Annotated in this window: 16 protein-coding genes; 4 read left to right on the top strand and 12 right to left on the bottom strand. The window is 69.8% G+C overall.

What is annotated here, in order from left to right; genetic code table 11:
• Nucleotides 1-39: 39 nt before the first annotated feature.
• From MKK84_RS07130 to MKK84_RS07115, 4 genes are all read right to left on the bottom strand, one after another.
• Nucleotides 40-1,443, bottom strand: coding sequence for a sigma-54-dependent transcriptional regulator (locus MKK84_RS07130; RefSeq protein ID WP_243918028.1), 1,404 nt, complete (start codon nt 1,441-1,443; stop codon nt 40-42).
• Nucleotides 1,428-2,888 carry a sensor histidine kinase gene (locus MKK84_RS07125; RefSeq protein WP_243918026.1) on the bottom strand — a complete coding sequence of 487 codons (1,461 nt, stop codon included), beginning with the start codon at nt 2,886-2,888 and terminating at the stop codon, nt 1,428-1,430. The genes MKK84_RS07130 and MKK84_RS07125 overlap by 16 nt, the downstream gene beginning before the upstream one ends.
• An 87-nt stretch (nt 2,889-2,975) precedes the next feature.
• Complete coding sequence (locus MKK84_RS07120) at nt 2,976-3,206, bottom strand: BrnA antitoxin family protein (RefSeq protein ID WP_243918024.1); 231 nt, start codon at nt 3,204-3,206, stop codon at nt 2,976-2,978.
• Entirely contained in the window at nt 3,193-3,561 is a 369-nt protein-coding gene (locus MKK84_RS07115) for a BrnT family toxin (RefSeq protein WP_243918022.1), read from the bottom strand. Before MKK84_RS07115 ends, MKK84_RS07120 begins: the two co-directional genes overlap by 14 nt.
• Nucleotides 3,562-3,790: 229 nt before the next feature.
• Between MKK84_RS07115 and MKK84_RS07110 the strand changes: the two genes are divergently transcribed.
• On the top strand, nt 3,791-4,192 hold the full coding sequence (locus MKK84_RS07110; protein ID WP_243918020.1) for an Hpt domain-containing protein: 402 nt from the start codon (nt 3,791-3,793) through the stop codon (nt 4,190-4,192).
• On the opposite strand, the gene MKK84_RS07105 is transcribed toward MKK84_RS07110, so the two are convergent.
• The 7 genes from MKK84_RS07105 to MKK84_RS07075 all read right to left on the bottom strand — a co-directional run bounded on the left by MKK84_RS07105 (nt 4,129) and on the right by MKK84_RS07075 (nt 13,045).
• Nucleotides 4,129-5,334, bottom strand: a complete 1,206-nt coding sequence (locus tag MKK84_RS07105; protein ID WP_243918018.1) for a sensor histidine kinase — start codon at nt 5,332-5,334, stop codon at nt 4,129-4,131. The genes MKK84_RS07110 and MKK84_RS07105 overlap by 64 nt on opposite strands.
• 253 nt (nt 5,335-5,587) lie before the next feature.
• Nucleotides 5,588-7,219, bottom strand: coding sequence for an ABC1 kinase family protein (locus MKK84_RS07100; RefSeq protein WP_243918010.1), 1,632 nt, complete (start codon nt 7,217-7,219; stop codon nt 5,588-5,590).
• Nucleotides 7,220-7,348: 129 nt separating this feature from the next.
• On the bottom strand, nt 7,349-8,050 hold the full coding sequence (locus MKK84_RS07095; RefSeq protein WP_243918002.1) for a molybdate ABC transporter substrate-binding protein: 702 nt from the start codon (nt 8,048-8,050) through the stop codon (nt 7,349-7,351).
• 321 nt (nt 8,051-8,371) lie between these two features.
• Nucleotides 8,372-9,205 carry an NAD-dependent epimerase/dehydratase family protein gene (locus MKK84_RS07090; RefSeq protein WP_243918001.1) on the bottom strand — a complete coding sequence of 278 codons (834 nt, stop codon included), beginning with the start codon at nt 9,203-9,205 and terminating at the stop codon, nt 8,372-8,374.
• A gap of 13 nt (nt 9,206-9,218) precedes the next feature.
• A complete protein-coding gene (locus MKK84_RS07085) occupies nt 9,219-10,514 on the bottom strand; it encodes an MFS transporter (RefSeq protein ID WP_243918000.1) in 1,296 nt (431 codons plus the stop codon).
• 154 nt (nt 10,515-10,668) lie between these two features.
• Nucleotides 10,669-11,724: a lactonase family protein gene (locus tag MKK84_RS07080; protein WP_243917999.1), complete on the bottom strand. Its 1,056-nt coding sequence runs from the start codon at nt 11,722-11,724 to the stop codon at nt 10,669-10,671.
• 13 nt (nt 11,725-11,737) lie between these two features.
• The gene (locus MKK84_RS07075; protein WP_243917998.1) at nt 11,738-13,045 is read right to left on the bottom strand and encodes an alpha-hydroxy acid oxidase; all 1,308 of its coding nucleotides are present in this window, start codon (nt 13,043-13,045) and stop codon (nt 11,738-11,740) included.
• A gap of 119 nt (nt 13,046-13,164) precedes the next feature.
• Between MKK84_RS07075 and MKK84_RS07070 the strand changes: the two genes are divergently transcribed.
• From MKK84_RS07070 to MKK84_RS07060, 3 genes are all read left to right on the top strand, one after another.
• Nucleotides 13,165-14,214, top strand: coding sequence for a LacI family DNA-binding transcriptional regulator (locus MKK84_RS07070; RefSeq protein ID WP_243917997.1), 1,050 nt, complete (start codon nt 13,165-13,167; stop codon nt 14,212-14,214).
• A gap of 75 nt (nt 14,215-14,289) precedes the next feature.
• Nucleotides 14,290-14,961 carry an aspartate/glutamate racemase family protein gene (locus tag MKK84_RS07065; RefSeq protein ID WP_243917996.1) on the top strand — a complete coding sequence of 224 codons (672 nt, stop codon included), beginning with the start codon at nt 14,290-14,292 and terminating at the stop codon, nt 14,959-14,961.
• Between the two features lie 3 nt (nt 14,962-14,964).
• Complete coding sequence (locus MKK84_RS07060; protein ID WP_243917994.1) at nt 14,965-15,759, top strand: hydroxypyruvate isomerase family protein; 795 nt, start codon at nt 14,965-14,967, stop codon at nt 15,757-15,759.
• A 189-nt stretch (nt 15,760-15,948) separates the two neighbouring features.
• Here the strand turns inward: MKK84_RS07060 and MKK84_RS07055 are convergent, their stop codons facing one another.
• Nucleotides 15,949-16,980: a hydroxyacid dehydrogenase gene (locus MKK84_RS07055; RefSeq protein ID WP_243917993.1), complete on the bottom strand. Its 1,032-nt coding sequence runs from the start codon at nt 16,978-16,980 to the stop codon at nt 15,949-15,951.
• Nucleotides 16,981-16,982 lie beyond the last annotated feature (2 nt).

Here is a 16,982-nt window from a genome sequence, read left to right as displayed (position 1 = left end):
GTGACCGCATCGCGGACGATTGCCTTCGGGATGAACGGGTTATTCGGGGCCGAGGCTGCTGGAAGCGTCAGGATTCCCGACATCGCATGTCGGATCCGCCGACAGATCGAGGCCCGGTGCGCCGAGGCCGTAACGCTCGATCTTGGCGTAGAGGAGCTGGCGCTGGATCCCCAGCCGGCGGGCGGCGCCCGCCCGGTTGCCGTCTGTCTCGCGCAGGGCGGCCACGATCATCGCCCGCTCGAGGCGGGCGACGGCGCTCGGCAGATCGCCGGACAGCCAATCGGCCGGCGGAGAATCTCCGTTCCGCCGTTCGGGCCGGTCTGATGGTAAGTCAAGGTCCGCGGCCGCGATCACGCCGCCGCGGACCAGCACCGCCGCGCGCTCGACGACGTTGCGCAGCTCTCGGACGTTGCCCGGCCAGTCGTGGGCCAGCAGGCGGGAGGCGGCGCCCCGGTCGAGGCGCTTGCTCGAACGGGCGAGGAAATGCTCGGCCAGCGGCACGATGTCGGCGAGGCGCTCGCGAAGGGGCGGCAGGGCGAGCGGCACCACGTTGAGGCGGTAGTAGAGATCGGCGCGGAACCGGCCCTCGGCGACGAGCGCCGGGAGGTCGCGATGGGTGGCGGCCAGGAGGCGGGCATCGACCCGCGCCGAGCGGCCGCCCAGCGGCGTCACCACGCAGTCCTGAATGACCCGCAGGATCTTGGCCTGCATGGCGGCCGGCATGTCGCCGATTTCATCGAGGAACAGCGTGCCACCCTCGGCCAGGTGGAAGGCGCCGGCCCGGTCCCCGGTCGCCCCGCCGAACGCCCCCCGGACATGCCCGAACAGCTCGCTCTCCAGCTGGTCCCCCGGGATCGCCGCGCAGTTCACCGGGACGAAGGGGCGCGCCCGCCGCCGGGAGAAGGCGTGGAGCGCCCGCGCAACCTCTTCCTTGCCGGTGCCGGTCTCGCCCTGGATCAGCACTGTCGAGGCGGTGTCGGCCACGAGGCCGATCATTTTCTGGACCCGCCGCATGCCTTCGCTGGAGCCGACGAGGCCCGGATGGCCAGCCGCGGCATCCGGGACGGCGCCCGCCGGCCGGACCGTCTTGAGCATCGCGTCGAGGACGGACGCGAGGTCGGCGCGGCCGATCGGCTTGGTCAGGTGGTCATGCGCGCCCAGGCGCATCGCCTCGATGGTGTTGGCCGGGCTGGCGAACGCCGTCAGCACGGTCACGGGCGGCCGGTCCGGCAGCGCGCAGATCCGCTCCAGCACCGACATGCCGTCGAGGTCGCCGGGCATGCGCAGGTCGAGGAGCACAGCATCCACCGGGCCCGCCTGCAGCCGTGCCAGCGCCTCCGAGCCGGACGCCGCCGGTAGCGGCCTGTGTCCGAGGTCGGCCACGGTCTCGGCGAGCCCCTCGCGCAGGGCCGGGTCGTCGTCGACGATCAGGATGGTTGCCATGGCAGATCCAGCAGGAAGGTGGTCTCCGACGCGTTCTCGTCCAGCCTGACCTCGCCGCGATGGGCCAGCGCGATCTCGCGCACGATCGCGAGCCCGAGGCCGGTCCCGTCCGCGCGACCCGTGGCGAAGGGCTCGAACAGGTTGTCGCGGATCGTCGGATCGATGCCGGGGCCGGTATCGCTGACCCGCAGCCGCAGGCGGAGGGCGCCATCGACCGCGGCCCGTTCGGCGCCGAGGTCGACTCGACCACCGGGCGGCGTGTTCTGGAGGGCGTTCAGGAGCAGGTTGTCGAGGGCGCGCGCGATCTGGGCACGGTCGATATGCGGATGGTCCCCCTCGGGCAGTCCGGTCGCCGCGATCACGATTCGCACGGCGCGCGCGCTCGCGAGATCCTCGTGCAGGCCGGCGCACTCCACGAGCAGCGGCGCCACCGCGGTCGGCGCCCGGTTCAGCGGGCGCGCCTGCGTCAGGTTGAGGAGGTCGCGCAGCAGCGTGTCGACGCGCGCGATCTGGCCGAGCACCGTGCGTAGGGCCGCTGTCGCCCGGTCCGGATCGCCGCTGACCAGGGCGTTCTCGGCCTTCAGCCGCATCGCGGCGATCGGGTTGCGGATCTCGTGGGCGATGCTCGCCGCGAGCCGGCCGACGGCGGCCAGGCGCTCGGCGGCCACGACCCGGCCGCGCGCGTCCCGCAGCCGTCCGCCCGCCGCGTTGAGGGCCTCGACCAGGCGGTCGAACTCCCGCTCGCCGGTGTGATCGAGGCGCGGCAGGTCTTCGCCGTCCGGTCGCGGCGCCGAAAGGGCGGCCTCGAGCCGGGCGATCCGGTCGGAGAATCCATAGAGGAACCAACCGAGAAAGGCCGCCGAGCCCAGGACCGTGGCGGTCAGGAACCCGAGCCCGGCGAGGAAGCGCGTGTAGGTCGGGCCGTCGTTGACGTGGGCGCGCCCCATGGCCCAGGCCGTCAGCCCGGGCTCCGGTCCACGCAGGGGGCAGGCCTGGAGCAGCAGCACCTGTGTGCGGCTTGGCCGGTTCAGCGACACGGCATGGCCGACGCGCAGGGCCTGGGCGTTCAGGGTGGCGATCGTGTCGCGCTCGGCGACCGGGAGATCGGTCTTCGGACCGCTCCCCTCGTAGGTCGGATAGGCGTAGGCGATCGACCCGTCCTGGGCGCTCCAGATCCCGCCCTCGATCCCCGGTGTGCCGGCAAGCGCGGCTTCGACCACGCCGGCGAGGTCGGACTCGGCGATGTCGCCCCGCAGGCCGACCCGGGCGGCGTACCGATCGATGATCTCGCGGCAGGCCCGTCCGACGGTGATGTCCGCCCGGGCCACCTGGACGCCGGTCGATTGGGCGTAGACGCCGAACATCAGGTAGGCGGTCGCGATCGCCGAGGCGAGGAGCAGGATCCACAGGGCGAGGAGCCGGGCGCGCAAGCTGTAGGCCGTCACGGCGGCGCTCGGTCGAACACGGCTTCGAGTCCCCGCCTTGCCGCGCTCTCTTGCGCCGAACCGGTATCGTCCCCGGCAGAGAATAGTCTAGATCTGACCGGTCGCCACCAGCTTACCGAGCAGCGCATTCACGCGGGTCTGCCACCCGGGGCCACTTCCGCGCAGGTATTCCACAGTCTTGGCATCCAGGCGGATTTTGACCGCCACCTTCGGCGATTCCCCTTTCGGCCGCCCGCGCCGGGCCGGCACAATCCTGGCCATGAAGGCCGCGTCCAGCGGCGGATTATCGTCGTGACGCTCGGGATCAAACGTGGCCATGATAGAACCTCACCTCGTGCTTCTCCGCCAGACGCAAGCTGATGGGCCGGATCACATCCGCCTGGGAGCCTTCAGTGAAAATCAGCACGTGCAGACGGTTCCGGATCATGCCGAGGGCGACGAACCGGACCTCTCCATCATCGAAGCGATCGTCTTCACGCTCCAACGCCGTATCCCAATCGAACTCCTCCGCCGCCAGCAGGGATATGCCGTGCTTGATGACGTTGGCACGGTCCTTGACTGGGTCGAACTCGATATCCACGAATTTTCGTACACCCAAAAAATTGGTTGCCAACAACGGAATCTGCTCCGTCAGGGCGGTCGCGACCCGGTGCAAGCGTGCGCCTCGCAGCATGCACCGAGAGTATCGTTCGCAAATGCCGGCGCCCGGCCCAAGGAGCGATAATACAAGGCTAGAGGTCCAGAGCATCGCGCCAGTTCCGATTCCCGCGAAGATGCCCTAAGGTGTGCAGCAGGACTGCGAGGCAGCGGAGCGACCCCGCTGTACGGACGGTTTGTTAAGGGCTGTTGCCGATCGTCATGCGCTCGGGACCGCCACCAGCAGGCTCCGACGGAGACGGACCGTGTCCCAGGCGCTCGTGAATCGACAAGCGCTCGACGAGCTTAGCGCGGTGATCGGACCGGAGAAGCTCGGCCGCATCGTCGACCGCTTCCGCCTCAGCCTCGCCACCGCCTTCGCGGAGGGGGACCGCTCTGCGGCCGATTACGGGCGCGAGGCACACACGCTCGTGTCGATGTCGGGCATGCTGGGCTGCGATCCGCTTTCCCAGGCCTGCCGGGCGGTCGAGGAGAATGCCGCCGCGGGACACGACCTGACGGAGCCCCTGGCCGCCGTGCGGATGCTGCGCGATCGGACGATCCCGGCCCTGCAGGACCTGGCCGCCGTCACGCATGGCGACGGTCAGCCGGCGATGACCGCTTCGAGCGGCGCCTCGAACGTCAGCACCGCCCCTTCCGGCGGATAGGTCAGCTGCGCCGATCCGCCGAAGCCGTGGACGAGGCTGCGGGCGATGAGGCGCGTGCCGAACCCGCTGCGGGTCGGCGGCGTCACGGGCGGGCCGCCCCTCTCTTCCCAGCGGAAGCGCAGGCGCGAGCCGCCCTCCGCGTCGATCACCGTCCAGGTGATGCCGACCTTGCCGCCGGCAACCGAGAGGGCGCCGTACTTGGCGGCGTTGGTCCCGAGTTCGTGCAGCATCAGCGCCAGCGTCAGGCCGTGGCGCGGTCCCAGGGTCAGGTCGGCGCCCTCGACCCGGAACCGATCGGTCAGGCCGTCGTCGTGCAGCGAAATCGCCCCGGCGACCAGACCGACCAGGGACGCTCGGGCGAACGAGCCCTGGAGCAGGACGTCGTGAGCCTTCGCAAGCGCCAGCAGGCGCGCCGCCAGCGCCTCGCCGGCGGCTTCCAGCGAGACCGCGTTGCGCATGGTCTGCGCCGCGACCGCCTGGACCATGGCCATCGTGTTCTTCATCCGGTGCGCGAGTTCCTGCATCAGCAGCGTCTGATGCGCCTCCGCGAGCTTCAACTCGCTGATGTCGCGCGACACCGTGAGGATCCGCTCGGGGCTGCCGGGCGTCGCGCCGATCGGCGTCACGGCCACGTCCCACCACCGGATCGCTTGAACGGTTTCGATCCGCGCCTGGAAACGGCTCGGCCGGCCGAGGCGTGCCCGGTCGAGGGCCCCGGCTGCGGCCTCGCGATCCTCCTGGCGCGTCCATACCTCGATCCAGGAGCGGCCGATCGCGTCCGCCTCGTCCTGAACGCCGGACAGGGCCGGGCCGTCGGCCGAGGCGGTGATCAGGTACCCGTCGTGATCGAGCAGTTCGAGGTAGTCGTTGAAGGCGAATGGCTGGGCCGAGGGCTTGAGCCCGGCCAGCGGCGCCCGGGCCTCCGGCGCTGCGGCCCGCGGCCGCTCGGCGGCGACCCGGCTGGCCTCGACGCGGCTCGCGGCCTCGATGATTCGACCGAGGCGGCGGCTGCGCTGCCGCTCCCGATCGGCCAGCGCGCTCGCCTGCGCCAACAGATCGCGCAGGCGGGCATTCTCCGCCTCGAGCATGTCGAGGCGCCGCTCAGCCCCGTTGATCCGCGGCAACACGATGATTGCTTCCATCGTTCGCCCCCCTGGTCCACCCGGCGGCGCGCCTCTGCGCGACGCAGCAGGTCCACCGACGCGCAGATGCGGCGACACGATATCGGGAGGGGGCATCGACGGCTTGAGCCGCTTCTGATGCCGGATCCCTGCCCGCCGCCGAGCGAATCGTTGGATGCCTCACGCTACCATGGCGGCCCGGATAATCAATCGAAACGTGTATTAACTGGGGGGCGAAAACTTATGTCGCGCTCGGCCTCCGTAACGAAGTCGGCTACTTCTTGCGCATCAGCAGCACGAGCCAGCCGATCCCGAGCACGAAGATTATCAAGCCGATCGAGACGAAGACCGGCGTGCCGAGGTCGATGAGCCGCGGCGCGAGCTGGGTCGCGAAGGCCGCCACCACCAGGGCCACCGCCACCCGGGCGGCCGCGCGCTCAATGCCGCGGGTGAGCTTGTCGAGGCCCTTCACCTCGATCTCGACCGTGACGCGGCCCTGCTTGAGGCGCACCAGCATCAGGTGAATCAGGGTCGGCAGCTCGGAGGCCGCCCCGTACAGGCCGACGCCGAGCGCCTCGGCCTTCTGCTTGAGGGCAGAGAGCGAGAACTGCGTCTGCATGCTCGCCTTGACCGTGGGGCCAGCCGCCGCGAACAGATCGAAATCGGGATCGAGGTGGCGCATCACGCCGTCGGCGGTCACCAGCCCCTTGAACAGGATGGCGAGATCGGTCGGCATGGCGAGGTCGTTCTCGCGGGCCATGTTCATGAAGTCGGTCAGCACCAGCCCGAGGTTCAGCGGGATCGAGGAGTGACTCTCCACGAAGGACTGGGCCGAGACCTGGAGACGGGTCAGGTCGGGGTTGCTGGTGCCGGTCCAGTCGAGCAGTACGGCCATCAGGCCGTCGGAATCCTGCTTGAGCATCGCGCCGATCAGCACCAGCAGCTGCGACCGGCGGCGCTGCGACAGGCGGCCGATGATCCCGAAATCGATGAAGCCGATCTTGTTGCCCGGCAGCGCCAGCATGTTGCCGGGGTGCGGATCGGCGTGGAAGTGCCCCTCGATCAGCGCCATCTGCAGGAAGGCGTCGGTGCCCTTCTGGGCAAGCAGCTTCTTGTCGAGGCCGGCCGCGCGGAGCGCCGCGTCGTCGTTCGGCGGGATGCCGTGGATGAAGTCCTGCACCAGCACCCGCTCGGAGCAGTGCTCCCAGTGGATCTTCGGGAAGACGATGTCGTCGCGGTCCTCGAAGATCTGCGCCAGCAATTCGCAGTTGCGCGCTTCGTTGAGCAGGTCGAGCTCGCCGTTCAACCCGTCGGCGAGGTGGCGCATCTGCTCCCGCGGCTGGTAGCGGGCCATGTCGGGCCACTCGTTCTCCACGATGCGGGCGCCGTGGGCCATCAGGCGCAGATCCGCCTCGATGATCTTGCGCAGGTTCGGGCGGAGCACCTTGACGATGACGTCCTCGCCCGTGTGCAGCCGCGCCCGGTAGACCTGGGCGATCGACGCCGAGGCGATCGGGTTCGTGTCGAACTCGGCGAACACCTCCTGGGGCGGTGCGCCGAGGTCCTGTTCGAGCTGCGGCCCGATCTGTTCCCAGGAGACCGGCACGACCTGGCTGTGAAGCTTCTGCAGCTCCTCGGTCCAGGCCGGCGACAGGAGGTCGGGCCGGCTCGCCAGAACCTGCCCGAACTTGATGAAGGTGGGGCCGAGCGCCTCGATCGCCCGACGCAGCCGCTCCGGCTCCGACAGGCGGGTCACGTCGACCCGGGGCCGTCGGCGGGGCAGCAGGGGCAGATAGCGCAGGCCGAGGCGGTCCACGACGCGGGTGACGCCGAAGCCGATCAGGATCGTCGCGATCTCCGACAGCCGCTGGCGGTCGCGGGCGGCAACGAAGGCGGTCTTCAGCATGGAGGGCGCGATCCGGTCCGACGGGATGGAAGAGCGCCCGGACAGCACGAGCATAAGGACTTTTTTGCGGTCGCGAAGCGTGGAAGGTCGCCGCGCCCGTCGTCAAAAGGGGGTCCCTCCTCCTCCCGCTCAGAAGGCCGGCTCCAGCCCGCTCGCCCGGTAGGCCGCGGTGGCCTCCGGCGTTGTCAGCCCGGCGAGGAAGCGGGCGGCGCCCGCCCGGTCGGTCGCGCCCCGCAGGATCGCCGCCGCGAAGGTCGTCACCTCCTGCACCGGATCGGGGAAGGGCCCGACCACCTCGATCCCCGGCACAACCATCAATTCGCTGATCTGCTGGACCGCGATGTCGGCCTCGCCCGAAACCAGCTTCTCTGCCGTGAAGCCCTGCGGGATGATGGTGGCCTTGGCGTTCACGGCGTCTGCGAGCCCGAGCCGCGGCAGCAGGCCGGCGAAGTAGATCCCGCTGGCGCCGGTGCGCGAATAGGCCACCGAGCGCGCTGCTGTGAGGGTGCGCTTCAGGGCCTCGACGGTGGAAATGTCCGGATGGGGCGTCCCGGCCTTCACGGCAAGGCCGTAGCGCGAGCGCACCGCATCGACCCGCGTTTCCGGTTCGACACGGCCGTCCGCGATCAGGCGGTCCATGGCGTCCGACAGGACCAGCACGGCGTCGGCGGTCTCGCCCGCTTCCAGCACCTTCATGATGACGGCGGTCGGCGCCCAGTGGATCGCCGCCCGGCCGCCTGCCGCCTCGAAGGCCGGGATGACATGCGCGTCGAAGGCGCCGCGCACCACCAGGGCGCATTTCAGGCGGGTTGCGGCGTGATCGTCGGTCATGTCGTGATCCATCTTTTTTTGGAGAGCCGGTCGATCCGGCGATCCGCCAAGTCGAACTCGAAAGCCCTTCCGCGCATCCCCCCGTGGGCTGCGGTGCTCAAACGTCGTCAGCCGTGAGGCTCTCTCCTCCCCCTTGCGGGGAGGAGTTGGAGGTGGGGGTGGTGCAGGATTGAGCGCGGCGGTGCCTTCTGTACTACCCCCACCCATGACCCCTTCCCACAAGGGGGAGGGGAAAAGCGCTCTTTTTCCAAGGGTTAGACTCAAGGTGGGATGTGTGGCTCTGGTAGACCTATGAGGGAGGGAGCGCGGGTTGAGTAGGGATTAGGATTTCCCCAAATCGCCCCGGAAATAATCGAGCCCCGTGAACCCGCCGCCCTGGTAGCGCTCCACAACCGGATCACCGCTGGTCTTGCCTTCCAGGGCTTGCGTGTAGGGATCGGCGCTGTCCTGCGGCGCCCAGCCAATGGTGTCGCGCCCGTCCCGACCCCACCACGTCATGCGGCTGTTGTTCGAGGCGCCCCAGATCACGACCGTACCGTCGGGGCCGAGCGTCGGCGCCAGGGTCGCGCGCATGACCAGCCGGGTCATGTCACCATAGGACAGCCACGTCGCCAGCATCCGCGCGTCTGTGGGCTCCGGAAAGCACGAGCCGATCCGCAGGAAGACGCTCTCGACCCCGTGCTTGTCGCGGTACAGGCCGCCCATCAGCTCGCCGTAGGCTTTGGACAGGCCGTAATAGCCGTCCGGCTTCAGGGCGCAGGTCTCGTCCAGAACCTCGGACCGCTCGTGGAACCCGATGGCGTGGTTCGAGGACGCGAACACCATCCGAGCGCCCTCTCGCCGGGCCGCCTCGTAGGCGTGGTAGAGGCCGCGGATGTTGGGGCCGATCACCGTCTCGAACGGGTGCTCCACCGAGATCCCGCCGAAATGCAGGATCGTGCCGCAGCCCTCGGCCAGCCGCAGGATCGCGGGGCCGTCCTCGAGGTCGGCGCGCTGGAAGCGGGCGCCGTCCGGCAGCGGATCGGGGAAGGGGACGCGATCGGTGAGCCGGAGCGTCCAGCCGGCCTTTCCGAGCGCGCGGGTCAGCACGCGCCCGAGGGCGCCCGACGCGCCGGTCAGCAGGACGGGTCTTTGCGGGAGGGTCTCGGCGCTCATGGATGCTCCGGGGTCAAACGGCCTTGGCCACGTCGAGGGAGGCGGCCGGCTCAGGCAGGCGGGGCCGCCGCACGAAGATCGCCATCGCGACGACGCCCGCGGCCGCGATCAGGGCCGCGATCACGAAGGCGCTGGCGTAGCCGCCGAGATACTGCACGGCGAGGCCTGTGGCGGTCGGTCCGATGATCCCTGAGATGTTGCTCAGGAGGTGGATGAAGCCGCTCACCCCGCCCACACGGGCCTCGGGCACCAGCTCGTGGATCGTCGCCCAGCAGGATTGCACGGAACTCGTCAGCATCAGCACGGCCAGCGCGATGAGCGCGACCGCCACCGCGGCATTCGGCGCAGCGTTGACGGCGATCAGCGCGACACCCGCGATGGCGAGCGGCACGATCGTGGTGATCTTCCGGGCGGCGAGCTTGTCGCCCATGCGCTTGTAGAGGTGGTCGGCGACGATGCCGCCGCCGACATAGCCGACGAAGCCGCAGGCCCAGGGAATCGAGGCGACGAGCGCCATCTGCTGCACCGGCATGTGCAGGGCATCGGTCAGGTAGCTCGGGAGCCACGAGAGGAAGATGTAGAGGGTGTAGTTCACCGCGAACATGCCGAGACCCAGCGACAGGGTGCTGGGCAGGAACAGGTATTCCCTCAGCGAGCGGGCGTGGTCCGACGGCGCGAGGTGCGTGACCGCGCGACTGCGCTCGATCAGCGCGACCTCCTCCGTGCCGACGCGGGGATTGTCCTGCGGCCGATCGGTCATCAGGAGGCGCCACGCCACGACCCAGAGCAGGCCGACCGCGCCGATCGCCACGAAGGCGACCCGCCAGCCGTACTGGATCGCCAGCAGGCCGACCACGGGCGCCGCGATGGCGCTGCCGACCGTCTGGCCCGAGAAGGTGAAGCCGATGGTCCGGGCGGTCTCCTCGCGGGGGAACCACGTGGTGAGGGTACGGTTCGTGGTGGAGTTCATCGGCCCCTCGGCGAAGCCGAACAGGGCGCGGACCGCGAACATCTGGGCGAAGCCGGTCACCGCGCCGGTCAGCATGCACAGGACCGACCAGGCGGCGGCGGCCCAGCTGTAGACGCTGCGCGGGCCGTAGCGATCGGCGAGCTGGCCACCCACGAAGGCGAACAGGGCGTAGCCGAAGAAGAAGGTCGAGAAGATCACCCCGAGTTCGGCGGGCGACAGGTTGAGATCCTGCTTGACGAACGGCGCCGCCACGCCGAGCGCGGCGCGGTCCATGTAGTTGATGATCCCGGCTATGAACAGCAGGAACGCGATCAGGAACCTGTAGCGCTTGGCAAACATGGGGTTTCCTCCGGGATTTTCGTCATTTTTATTGTCGTTTGTTGATCTTGGTCATTCCCGCCCTCCACCTCAGGATGAGGTTGCGGGTGGGATTGGTATGGGTCGTAGGATGCGGTCCGCTGGAATCATGACTGCGGACAAAGACTTGGACCTCCTACAAAAACGCGATCGTGCAGGGACTGAGGCTCGGGCGCGTGCCCGTCTTGGTCAGGTCCCCGCTGACGGCATCGATGGCGAATTCCACGAGGCTGTCGCCCTGCTCGTTGGCCACGAGGAGGTGTCGTCCGTCCGGCGCCAGGGTCATGAAGCGCGGGTCGCGGCCGCCCGAAGGGGTCCAGACGGCGGGATCGAGCCGCCCGGCCTCGGCATCCACGCGAAAGCGCGCGATGCCGTCCTGGCCACGGTTCGAGGCGTAGACGAACCGTCCGTCCGGCGTGACCACGATGGCCGCGGCCGTGCTGGCGCCAAAGAAGTCCGGCGGCAGGGTCGGAGTGAGATGCAGCGGCGTGAGCGTTCCAGCCTCCGCGTCCCAGCGGCAGGTCGCGATGCTCGACTCCAGCTCGTTGATCAGGAAGGCGAGGGGCGCCCGCGGGTGGAATGCGATGTGGCGCGGCCCGGCGCCGGGCCGCATCGCGGTCTCCGACACGATTGCCAGCCGCTCGCCGTCGATCGCCAAGACGAAGACGCGGTCGAGCCCCTTGTCGGGCACGAGCACGTGCCGCCCGTCCGGCGCCAGGACCACGTGGTGCGGGTGGGCACAGGCCTGCTCGGTTCGGTGCGGACCCGGATCGCCCGGCAACGGCAGGACGTGGCAAGCCGGCTCCAGACCGCCGTCGTCGCGCACCGGCAACAGGGCGACGGAGCCGCTGGCGTAGTTGGCGACGATCAGGAAGCGCCCGGTCGGGTCGAGAGCCTGATGCACGCTGTTGGTGCCGTCCGTCGCGGCACTGCCGAGGGGCCGCAGGGTGCCGTCCGGGGCAGCCGCGAAGGCGCTCGCGTCCGCGCCGTCACCCTGCACCGTGTAGAGCACGGCGCGCCGAGGGTCAGCGACGAGGAAGGACGGATTGGTCAGGCCTTCGACCCGGCCAAGATACGCCCAGCCATCAAGCCCGTCCCCGGTCCGGTAGACATCGATGCCCTGGCCGCGCGCCCGGCGCCGCTCGGTGGTGAAGCAGCCGACGAAGGCGAGTCCGAGGGGGGCGTCGGGCATGGCGGTTTCCGGATCAGGTCCGACGCGGGACGCGGCGCAGGAAATCGGGATTGAGTTCGGACAGGCGGTTGATCCCGATCAGCGCCATGTCGCGGTTGAGCTCCTCCTTGAGGATCCGCATGGCGTGCTCGACGCCCGCCGCGCCGCCGAGCGCCGCGCCGAACATGAAGGGCCGGCCGAGCAGGACGAAGTCGGCACCGAGCGCCAAAGCCTTCATCACGTCGGTGCCCCGGCGGATGCCGCTGTCGACGATGATCTTCAGTCCGCCCTTCTTGGCCGCGATCTCCGGCAGCACGTCCAGGGGCGCCACGGCGTAGTCGAGCTGGCGCCCGCCATGGGTGGAGAGGATCACGCCGTCGGCGCCGCATTCCCGGGCGATCTCGACATCCTCGGGCGCAAGCAGCCCCTTCACGAGGAGGTTGCCGGTCCAGCGCTTGCGGATCGCCTCCAGATTCTTCCAGGAAAGCTGGTCCCGCGCGATGGTGTTGCGCACCGCGCCCTGCGACATCATCGGCGGCCCGCGCTCGGCCTCCGTGTTCTCGAAATGCGGTGCGCCGTGCTTGAGAAAGGTCCGGGCGACAGTGCCGATCAGCCAGCGCGGGTGGGTCGCGCTCTGCCACGCGACCTTGGGCGTGACCTTGATCGGCATGGAGAAGCCGCTGCGGGTGTTGTGCTCGCGGTTGCCCAGCGTCGGCGTGTCGGCGGTGACCACGAAGGTCCGGTAGCCGGTGGCGGCGACCCGATCGAGCAGGCGATCGATCCGAGTCTGGTCGCCCGGCAGGTAGCCCTGGAACCAGGCCTGCGGGTTTTGGGCGAAGACGTCCTCCAGCTTGATCAGCGAGGAGGCGCTGAGGCACATCGGCAGGTTCATCCGCCGCGCCGCCTCGGCAAGCGCGAGGTCGCCCCGGTAGGCGATGAAGGCGGCCCCGCCGAGCGGGCCGATCCCGAACGGCGCCGCGTAGGTGTGGCCGAACAGCGTTGTGGCGGTGTCGCGCGCCGAGGTGTCCCGCATCAGCCGGGGTACGAGAGCGTAGTCAGCATAGGCGCCGCGGCTCTGCGCCAGCGCCGATCCGGTCTCGACCCCGCCGGAGACGTACTGGAAGATCATCGGCGGCAGGAGCCGCTTGGCGTGCCGCTCGAAATCGTCGAGCGCCAGCAGGTCGCGGAACCGGTAGGGCGTGACCGCGTCGCTGCGCTTGAGGCTGGTAACGATTGCCTGTGGTGCGGCGATCCCCGGCGCGCCGGCGTCGGCCCCGCCGACGGTCGCCGCCTCGCGCTCAGGCACTCCCGTTGTGGAGGCCGGGTGGTCGAGCGTCGCCATGGGTCCTCCCTCAGGGCCGCCGCGTGGAGCGGTTTTTGAAAGCGCTTTCAGATAGCCAGCCGCGCGCAGGAGTGTCAATATAATGCTGGACGAGCCCGAGCAGGGGGGAGAAGAAATCGGTGCTGGATCTGCCGGACGACATCCTTGAACCGCCGGGGCGCAGCCCGGTGGCGCGGGACGTGGCCCACCGCGCCGGCGTCTCCACCGCGACGGTCTCCCGCGTGCTGAACGGTTCTGCCGGGGTCCGGGCCGACAAGCGCGAGGCCGTGATGCGCGCCGCGCAGGATCTCGGCTTCGTCGCCAACGGCGCCGCCCGGGCGCTCTCGACCCGTCGCTTCATGGCAGTCGGCGCGGTCGTGCCCAACATCGAGAACGAAGCGTTCGTGCGCGTGCTGTCGAGCGTGCAGGACCGGCTGCGGCAGGCCGACTACACGCTCATCGCCGCCAATGCCGGCTACGACCTGGAGGACGAGCTGCGCGAGGCGACCTTCCTGCTGGAACGGGGCATCGATGGGCTGATGCTGGTAGGCGACATCCACCACCCGGATCTCCATGCTCGGATCGCCCGCTCGGGCATCCCGATGGTGCAGACCTTCAGTCTGTCGCGCGAGCACCCCTGCGTGGGGTTCGACAACGCTGCCTCCGCAGCGCGGGCGGCCAATTACCTGATGGATCTCGGCCATCGCCGGATCGGGGTAATCTCGGGGCTCCGCAAGGACAACGACCGCGGCGGCGCCCGGGTGACCGGCATCGCCCAGGCGCTCGCCGCCCGCGGGCTGCGGCTGGCGCCCGAGCACGACATCGAGATCTCCTACGGGATCGGCGGCGGCCGCGACGGGTTCCGCCAGATGCTGGCGGGTGGACCGCCCCCCACCGCGATCATCTGCGGCACGGATCAGATCGCCTTTGGAGCGATGATCGAGGCCCGTGCCCGCGGGATCTCGGTGCCGGGCGATCTGTCGGTGATCGGCCACAACGATTCCGATTTCGCGCCCTTCCTCGACCCGCCGCTGACGACGATCCGCATCCACTCCGTCGAGATCGGCCATGCCGCCGGCGACCACCTGATCGCCCGGATCCAGGGACGCCCGGTGGTGCGGCTCACGGAGATCGACGCTGAGCTGATCCTGCGCGCCAGCACGGCGCCGCCCCGGCGCGGTGCGGGGTGACCGGCGCTATTGTGCCACCGTTCTGAAATCGCTTACAACGCGTCGATCGCCCCTGCCTTCAACCTGGAAGATCCAATGGCGCCCCGCATCGTCCTCCTGCACGCGACGCCGGTCGCCATGGCGCCGATCCAGGCCGCCTTCGCCGAGAAGTGGCCCGAGGCCGAGGCGGTGAACCTCCTCGACGACGGCCTGTCGGCCGACCGGGCGAAGGAGCCCGGCGCCATCTCGGAGGGCATGATCGAGCGCTTCGTGCGGTTCGGTCGCTATGGCCACGACATGGGCGCGGACGGCATCCTGATCACCTGCTCGGCCTTCGGGCCGGCGATCGACCGGCTGATCGAGACGGTGCCGGTGCCGGTGCTCAAGCCCAACGAGGCGATGTTCCGCGCCGCGATCGCGCAGGGCGAGCGCATCGGCATGCTGGCGACCTTCGGCCCGTCCATCGGCACGATGACCGACGAGTTCGAGGAGTTCGTGGGCCAGTCGGCGCGCCCGGCCACGTTGCGGACCATCTTGGTGGACGACGCCATGGCGCGCCTGCGGGCCGGCGATGCCGAGACCCACAATCGCCTGATCGCCGAGCGTGCACCGGAACTGGACGATTGCGACGCGATCATGCTGGCGCATTTCTCCACCTCCCGGGCCGCCGAGGCGGTGCGGAAGGCGGTGTCCGTCCCGGTCCTGACCGCGCCCCACGCCGCGGTGGACCGGATGCGCGCTATGCTCGAGACCGGCCGGAGCGCCTGACCCATGAAGCTCGGTGCTTTCAAGAACCGCCTCAGCGGCCATTGCGGCTTCCTGTTCACGGAGCTGCCGCTCGCCGAACGCTTCGCGGCTGCCGCGAAGGCCGGGTTCCGGGCTGTGGAGCATCCGAATCTGTTCGCGACGCCGGCCCGGGAGGTGGCGGGCTGGTTGGAGCGGGCTGGCGTCCCGCTGGTTCAGACCGGCTTCCCGGCGGGCAACGCCTCCAAGGGCGAGAAGGGGTTCGCGGCCCTACCCGACAAGGTGGAGTATTACCGCTCCACGATCGCGCCGACGTTGGATTACGTCGAACAACTCGGCTGCCGCATGGTCCACCCAATGGCGGGCGTCCGACCCGCGGGGGTCGAGCAGGCGAAGCTCTGGGACACGTATCTTGAAAACCTCGCCTTCGCGGCCGATGCCGCCAAGGCACGCGGCATGACGGTGATCGTCGAGCCGATCGGCCCAGGCTCGATCGCCAATTACGTGATCGACGATCCGCTGGTGGCGGTGGATGCAATCCGGGCGATCGGGCGCGACAACGTCAAGCTGCTGTTCGACGCTTATCACTGCGTCTGTCTAGGCCACGATCCGGCGGCTTTGATTCGCGCCCACGCGCCGCTCATCGCCCACGTCCAGATCGCCGACGATCCCGGCCGGCACGAGCCCGGGACCGGCACGATCGCGTTCGACCCGATCTTCGCGGCGCTGGAAGAGGTCGGATATGCTGGCTTCGTCGGCTGCGAGTATCACCCTGCGGCCGGGACCGAGGCGGGGTTTGGGTGGATGGGGGCTGCGCCATAGCGGGCCGCCAGATCTGGGAAATCCGAATTTCACCCGCATCCTGAGGCGCCGGAGCGCAGCGGAGGCCTCGAAGGAGCCCTCCAGATAGCACTGCGATCCGTGAAGCCCTCCTTCGAGGCCCGCTGACGCGGGCACCTCAGATGAGGTGGAGGGGTGGATCAGCGCCTTATAGCGGTTGCCGCCTGGAGCTCAGCCCAGCAGCCGCGCCCGCCGCTCCAGCACCGCCGGCCACACCTCCGGGTTGACCAGCCTTGGTGGGGTCTCGCCATTCAGGATGCCGATGATCTGCTCGGCGCCCCAGGCAGCGACATTGCGGCGCGCCTCATGCGTGACGCCGGCCGTGTGGTAGGTCGCCACCACCGTGTCGAGCTGGAGCAGCGCCGAGCCCAGCGTCGGCGGCTCCGGTGCCCAGACGTCCAGGCCTGCGCCGGCCAGTTGTCCGGAAGCCAGCGCCTCCGCGAGCGCAGCCTCGTCGTGGATGCCGCCGCGGGCGGTGGTGATGAACAGCGCCCCCGGCTTCATGGCCGCGAATGTCTCGGCATCGAAGCTGCCGCGGGTCGTCTCGTCGAGCGGGCAATGCAGGGACACGATGTCGGACTCGGCGAGCAACTGCGCCCGCTCCACCGGCTCCGCCCCGCGGGCCCGGATCTCGTCAGCCGACAGGAGCGGATCGTAGGCCAGGACCCGCATGTCGAAGCCGCGGGCGAGCTTGGCCACCGCGCGGCCGGTATGCCCGATCCCGACGAGCCCCAGCGTCGAGCCGCCGATCTCGTGGCCCATCAGCGATTCCCGCGAGAAGCCCCGCGCGGTCCGGAGCAGACGGTCGGAAATACAGATCTTGCGCGAGACCGCGAGCATCAGGCCGATCGCCAGCTCCGCCACCGACCGGGCGTTGCCGCCGGCCTGATTGACCACCGCGACGCCGGCCCGGGTGCAGGCGGCGGCGTCGACCGTGTCGAAGCCCGCGCCGCCCGACGAAACGGCCAGCAGGTTCGGGCACTCGGCCAGCAGCGCGTCGGTGACGTGCCACCGGCGCGGCAGCTCGTCACGTGCGGGCGAGACGTGGAAGACGTGGGCCTCGCGCAAAAGCGCCAGCAGCGCGTCCTCCGGTCCCTGCAGATCGCCGACCTGCAGGTCGATATCGGGCTCGGCCCTCAGCAGTTCGTCGAAGACCGGGTTGATCCAGACGTTGAACCGGCAGACGCGCTTGGGGGCCGCCACAG

It is taken from the genome of Methylobacterium sp. E-065 (assembly GCF_022829605.1).
Classification (GTDB): domain Bacteria; phylum Pseudomonadota; class Alphaproteobacteria; order Rhizobiales; family Beijerinckiaceae; genus Methylobacterium.
The sequence above is the reverse complement of the archived record's forward strand: the minus strand, read 5'-3'. Positions and strand labels throughout refer to the sequence as shown.

Excerpts from the sequence above, each read along its gene's own strand:
- MKK84_RS07075 (WP_243917998.1), bottom strand. The coding sequence starts at position 13,045 with ATGGCGACGCTCGACCACCCGGCCTCCACAACGGGAGTGCCTGAGCGC.
- MKK84_RS07095 (WP_243918002.1), bottom strand. The coding sequence starts at position 8,050 with ATGACCGACGATCACGCCGCAACCCGCCTGAAATGCGCCCTGGTGGTG.
- MKK84_RS07080 (WP_243917999.1), bottom strand. The coding sequence starts at position 11,724 with ATGCCCGACGCCCCCCTCGGACTCGCCTTCGTCGGCTGCTTCACCACC.
- MKK84_RS07065 (WP_243917996.1), top strand. The coding sequence starts at position 14,290 with ATGGCGCCCCGCATCGTCCTCCTGCACGCGACGCCGGTCGCCATGGCG.
- MKK84_RS07115 (WP_243918022.1), bottom strand. The coding sequence starts at position 3,561 with ATGCTGCGAGGCGCACGCTTGCACCGGGTCGCGACCGCCCTGACGGAG.
- MKK84_RS07090 (WP_243918001.1), bottom strand. The coding sequence starts at position 9,205 with ATGAGCGCCGAGACCCTCCCGCAAAGACCCGTCCTGCTGACCGGCGCG.
- MKK84_RS07120 (WP_243918024.1), bottom strand. The coding sequence starts at position 3,206 with ATGGCCACGTTTGATCCCGAGCGTCACGACGATAATCCGCCGCTGGAC.
- MKK84_RS07060 (WP_243917994.1), top strand. The coding sequence starts at position 14,965 with ATGAAGCTCGGTGCTTTCAAGAACCGCCTCAGCGGCCATTGCGGCTTC.
- MKK84_RS07085 (WP_243918000.1), bottom strand. The coding sequence starts at position 10,514 with ATGTTTGCCAAGCGCTACAGGTTCCTGATCGCGTTCCTGCTGTTCATA.
- MKK84_RS07130 (WP_243918028.1), bottom strand. The coding sequence starts at position 1,443 with ATGGCAACCATCCTGATCGTCGACGACGACCCGGCCCTGCGCGAGGGG.
- MKK84_RS07100 (WP_243918010.1), bottom strand. The coding sequence starts at position 7,219 with ATGCTGAAGACCGCCTTCGTTGCCGCCCGCGACCGCCAGCGGCTGTCG.
- MKK84_RS07105 (WP_243918018.1), bottom strand. The coding sequence starts at position 5,334 with ATGGAAGCAATCATCGTGTTGCCGCGGATCAACGGGGCTGAGCGGCGC.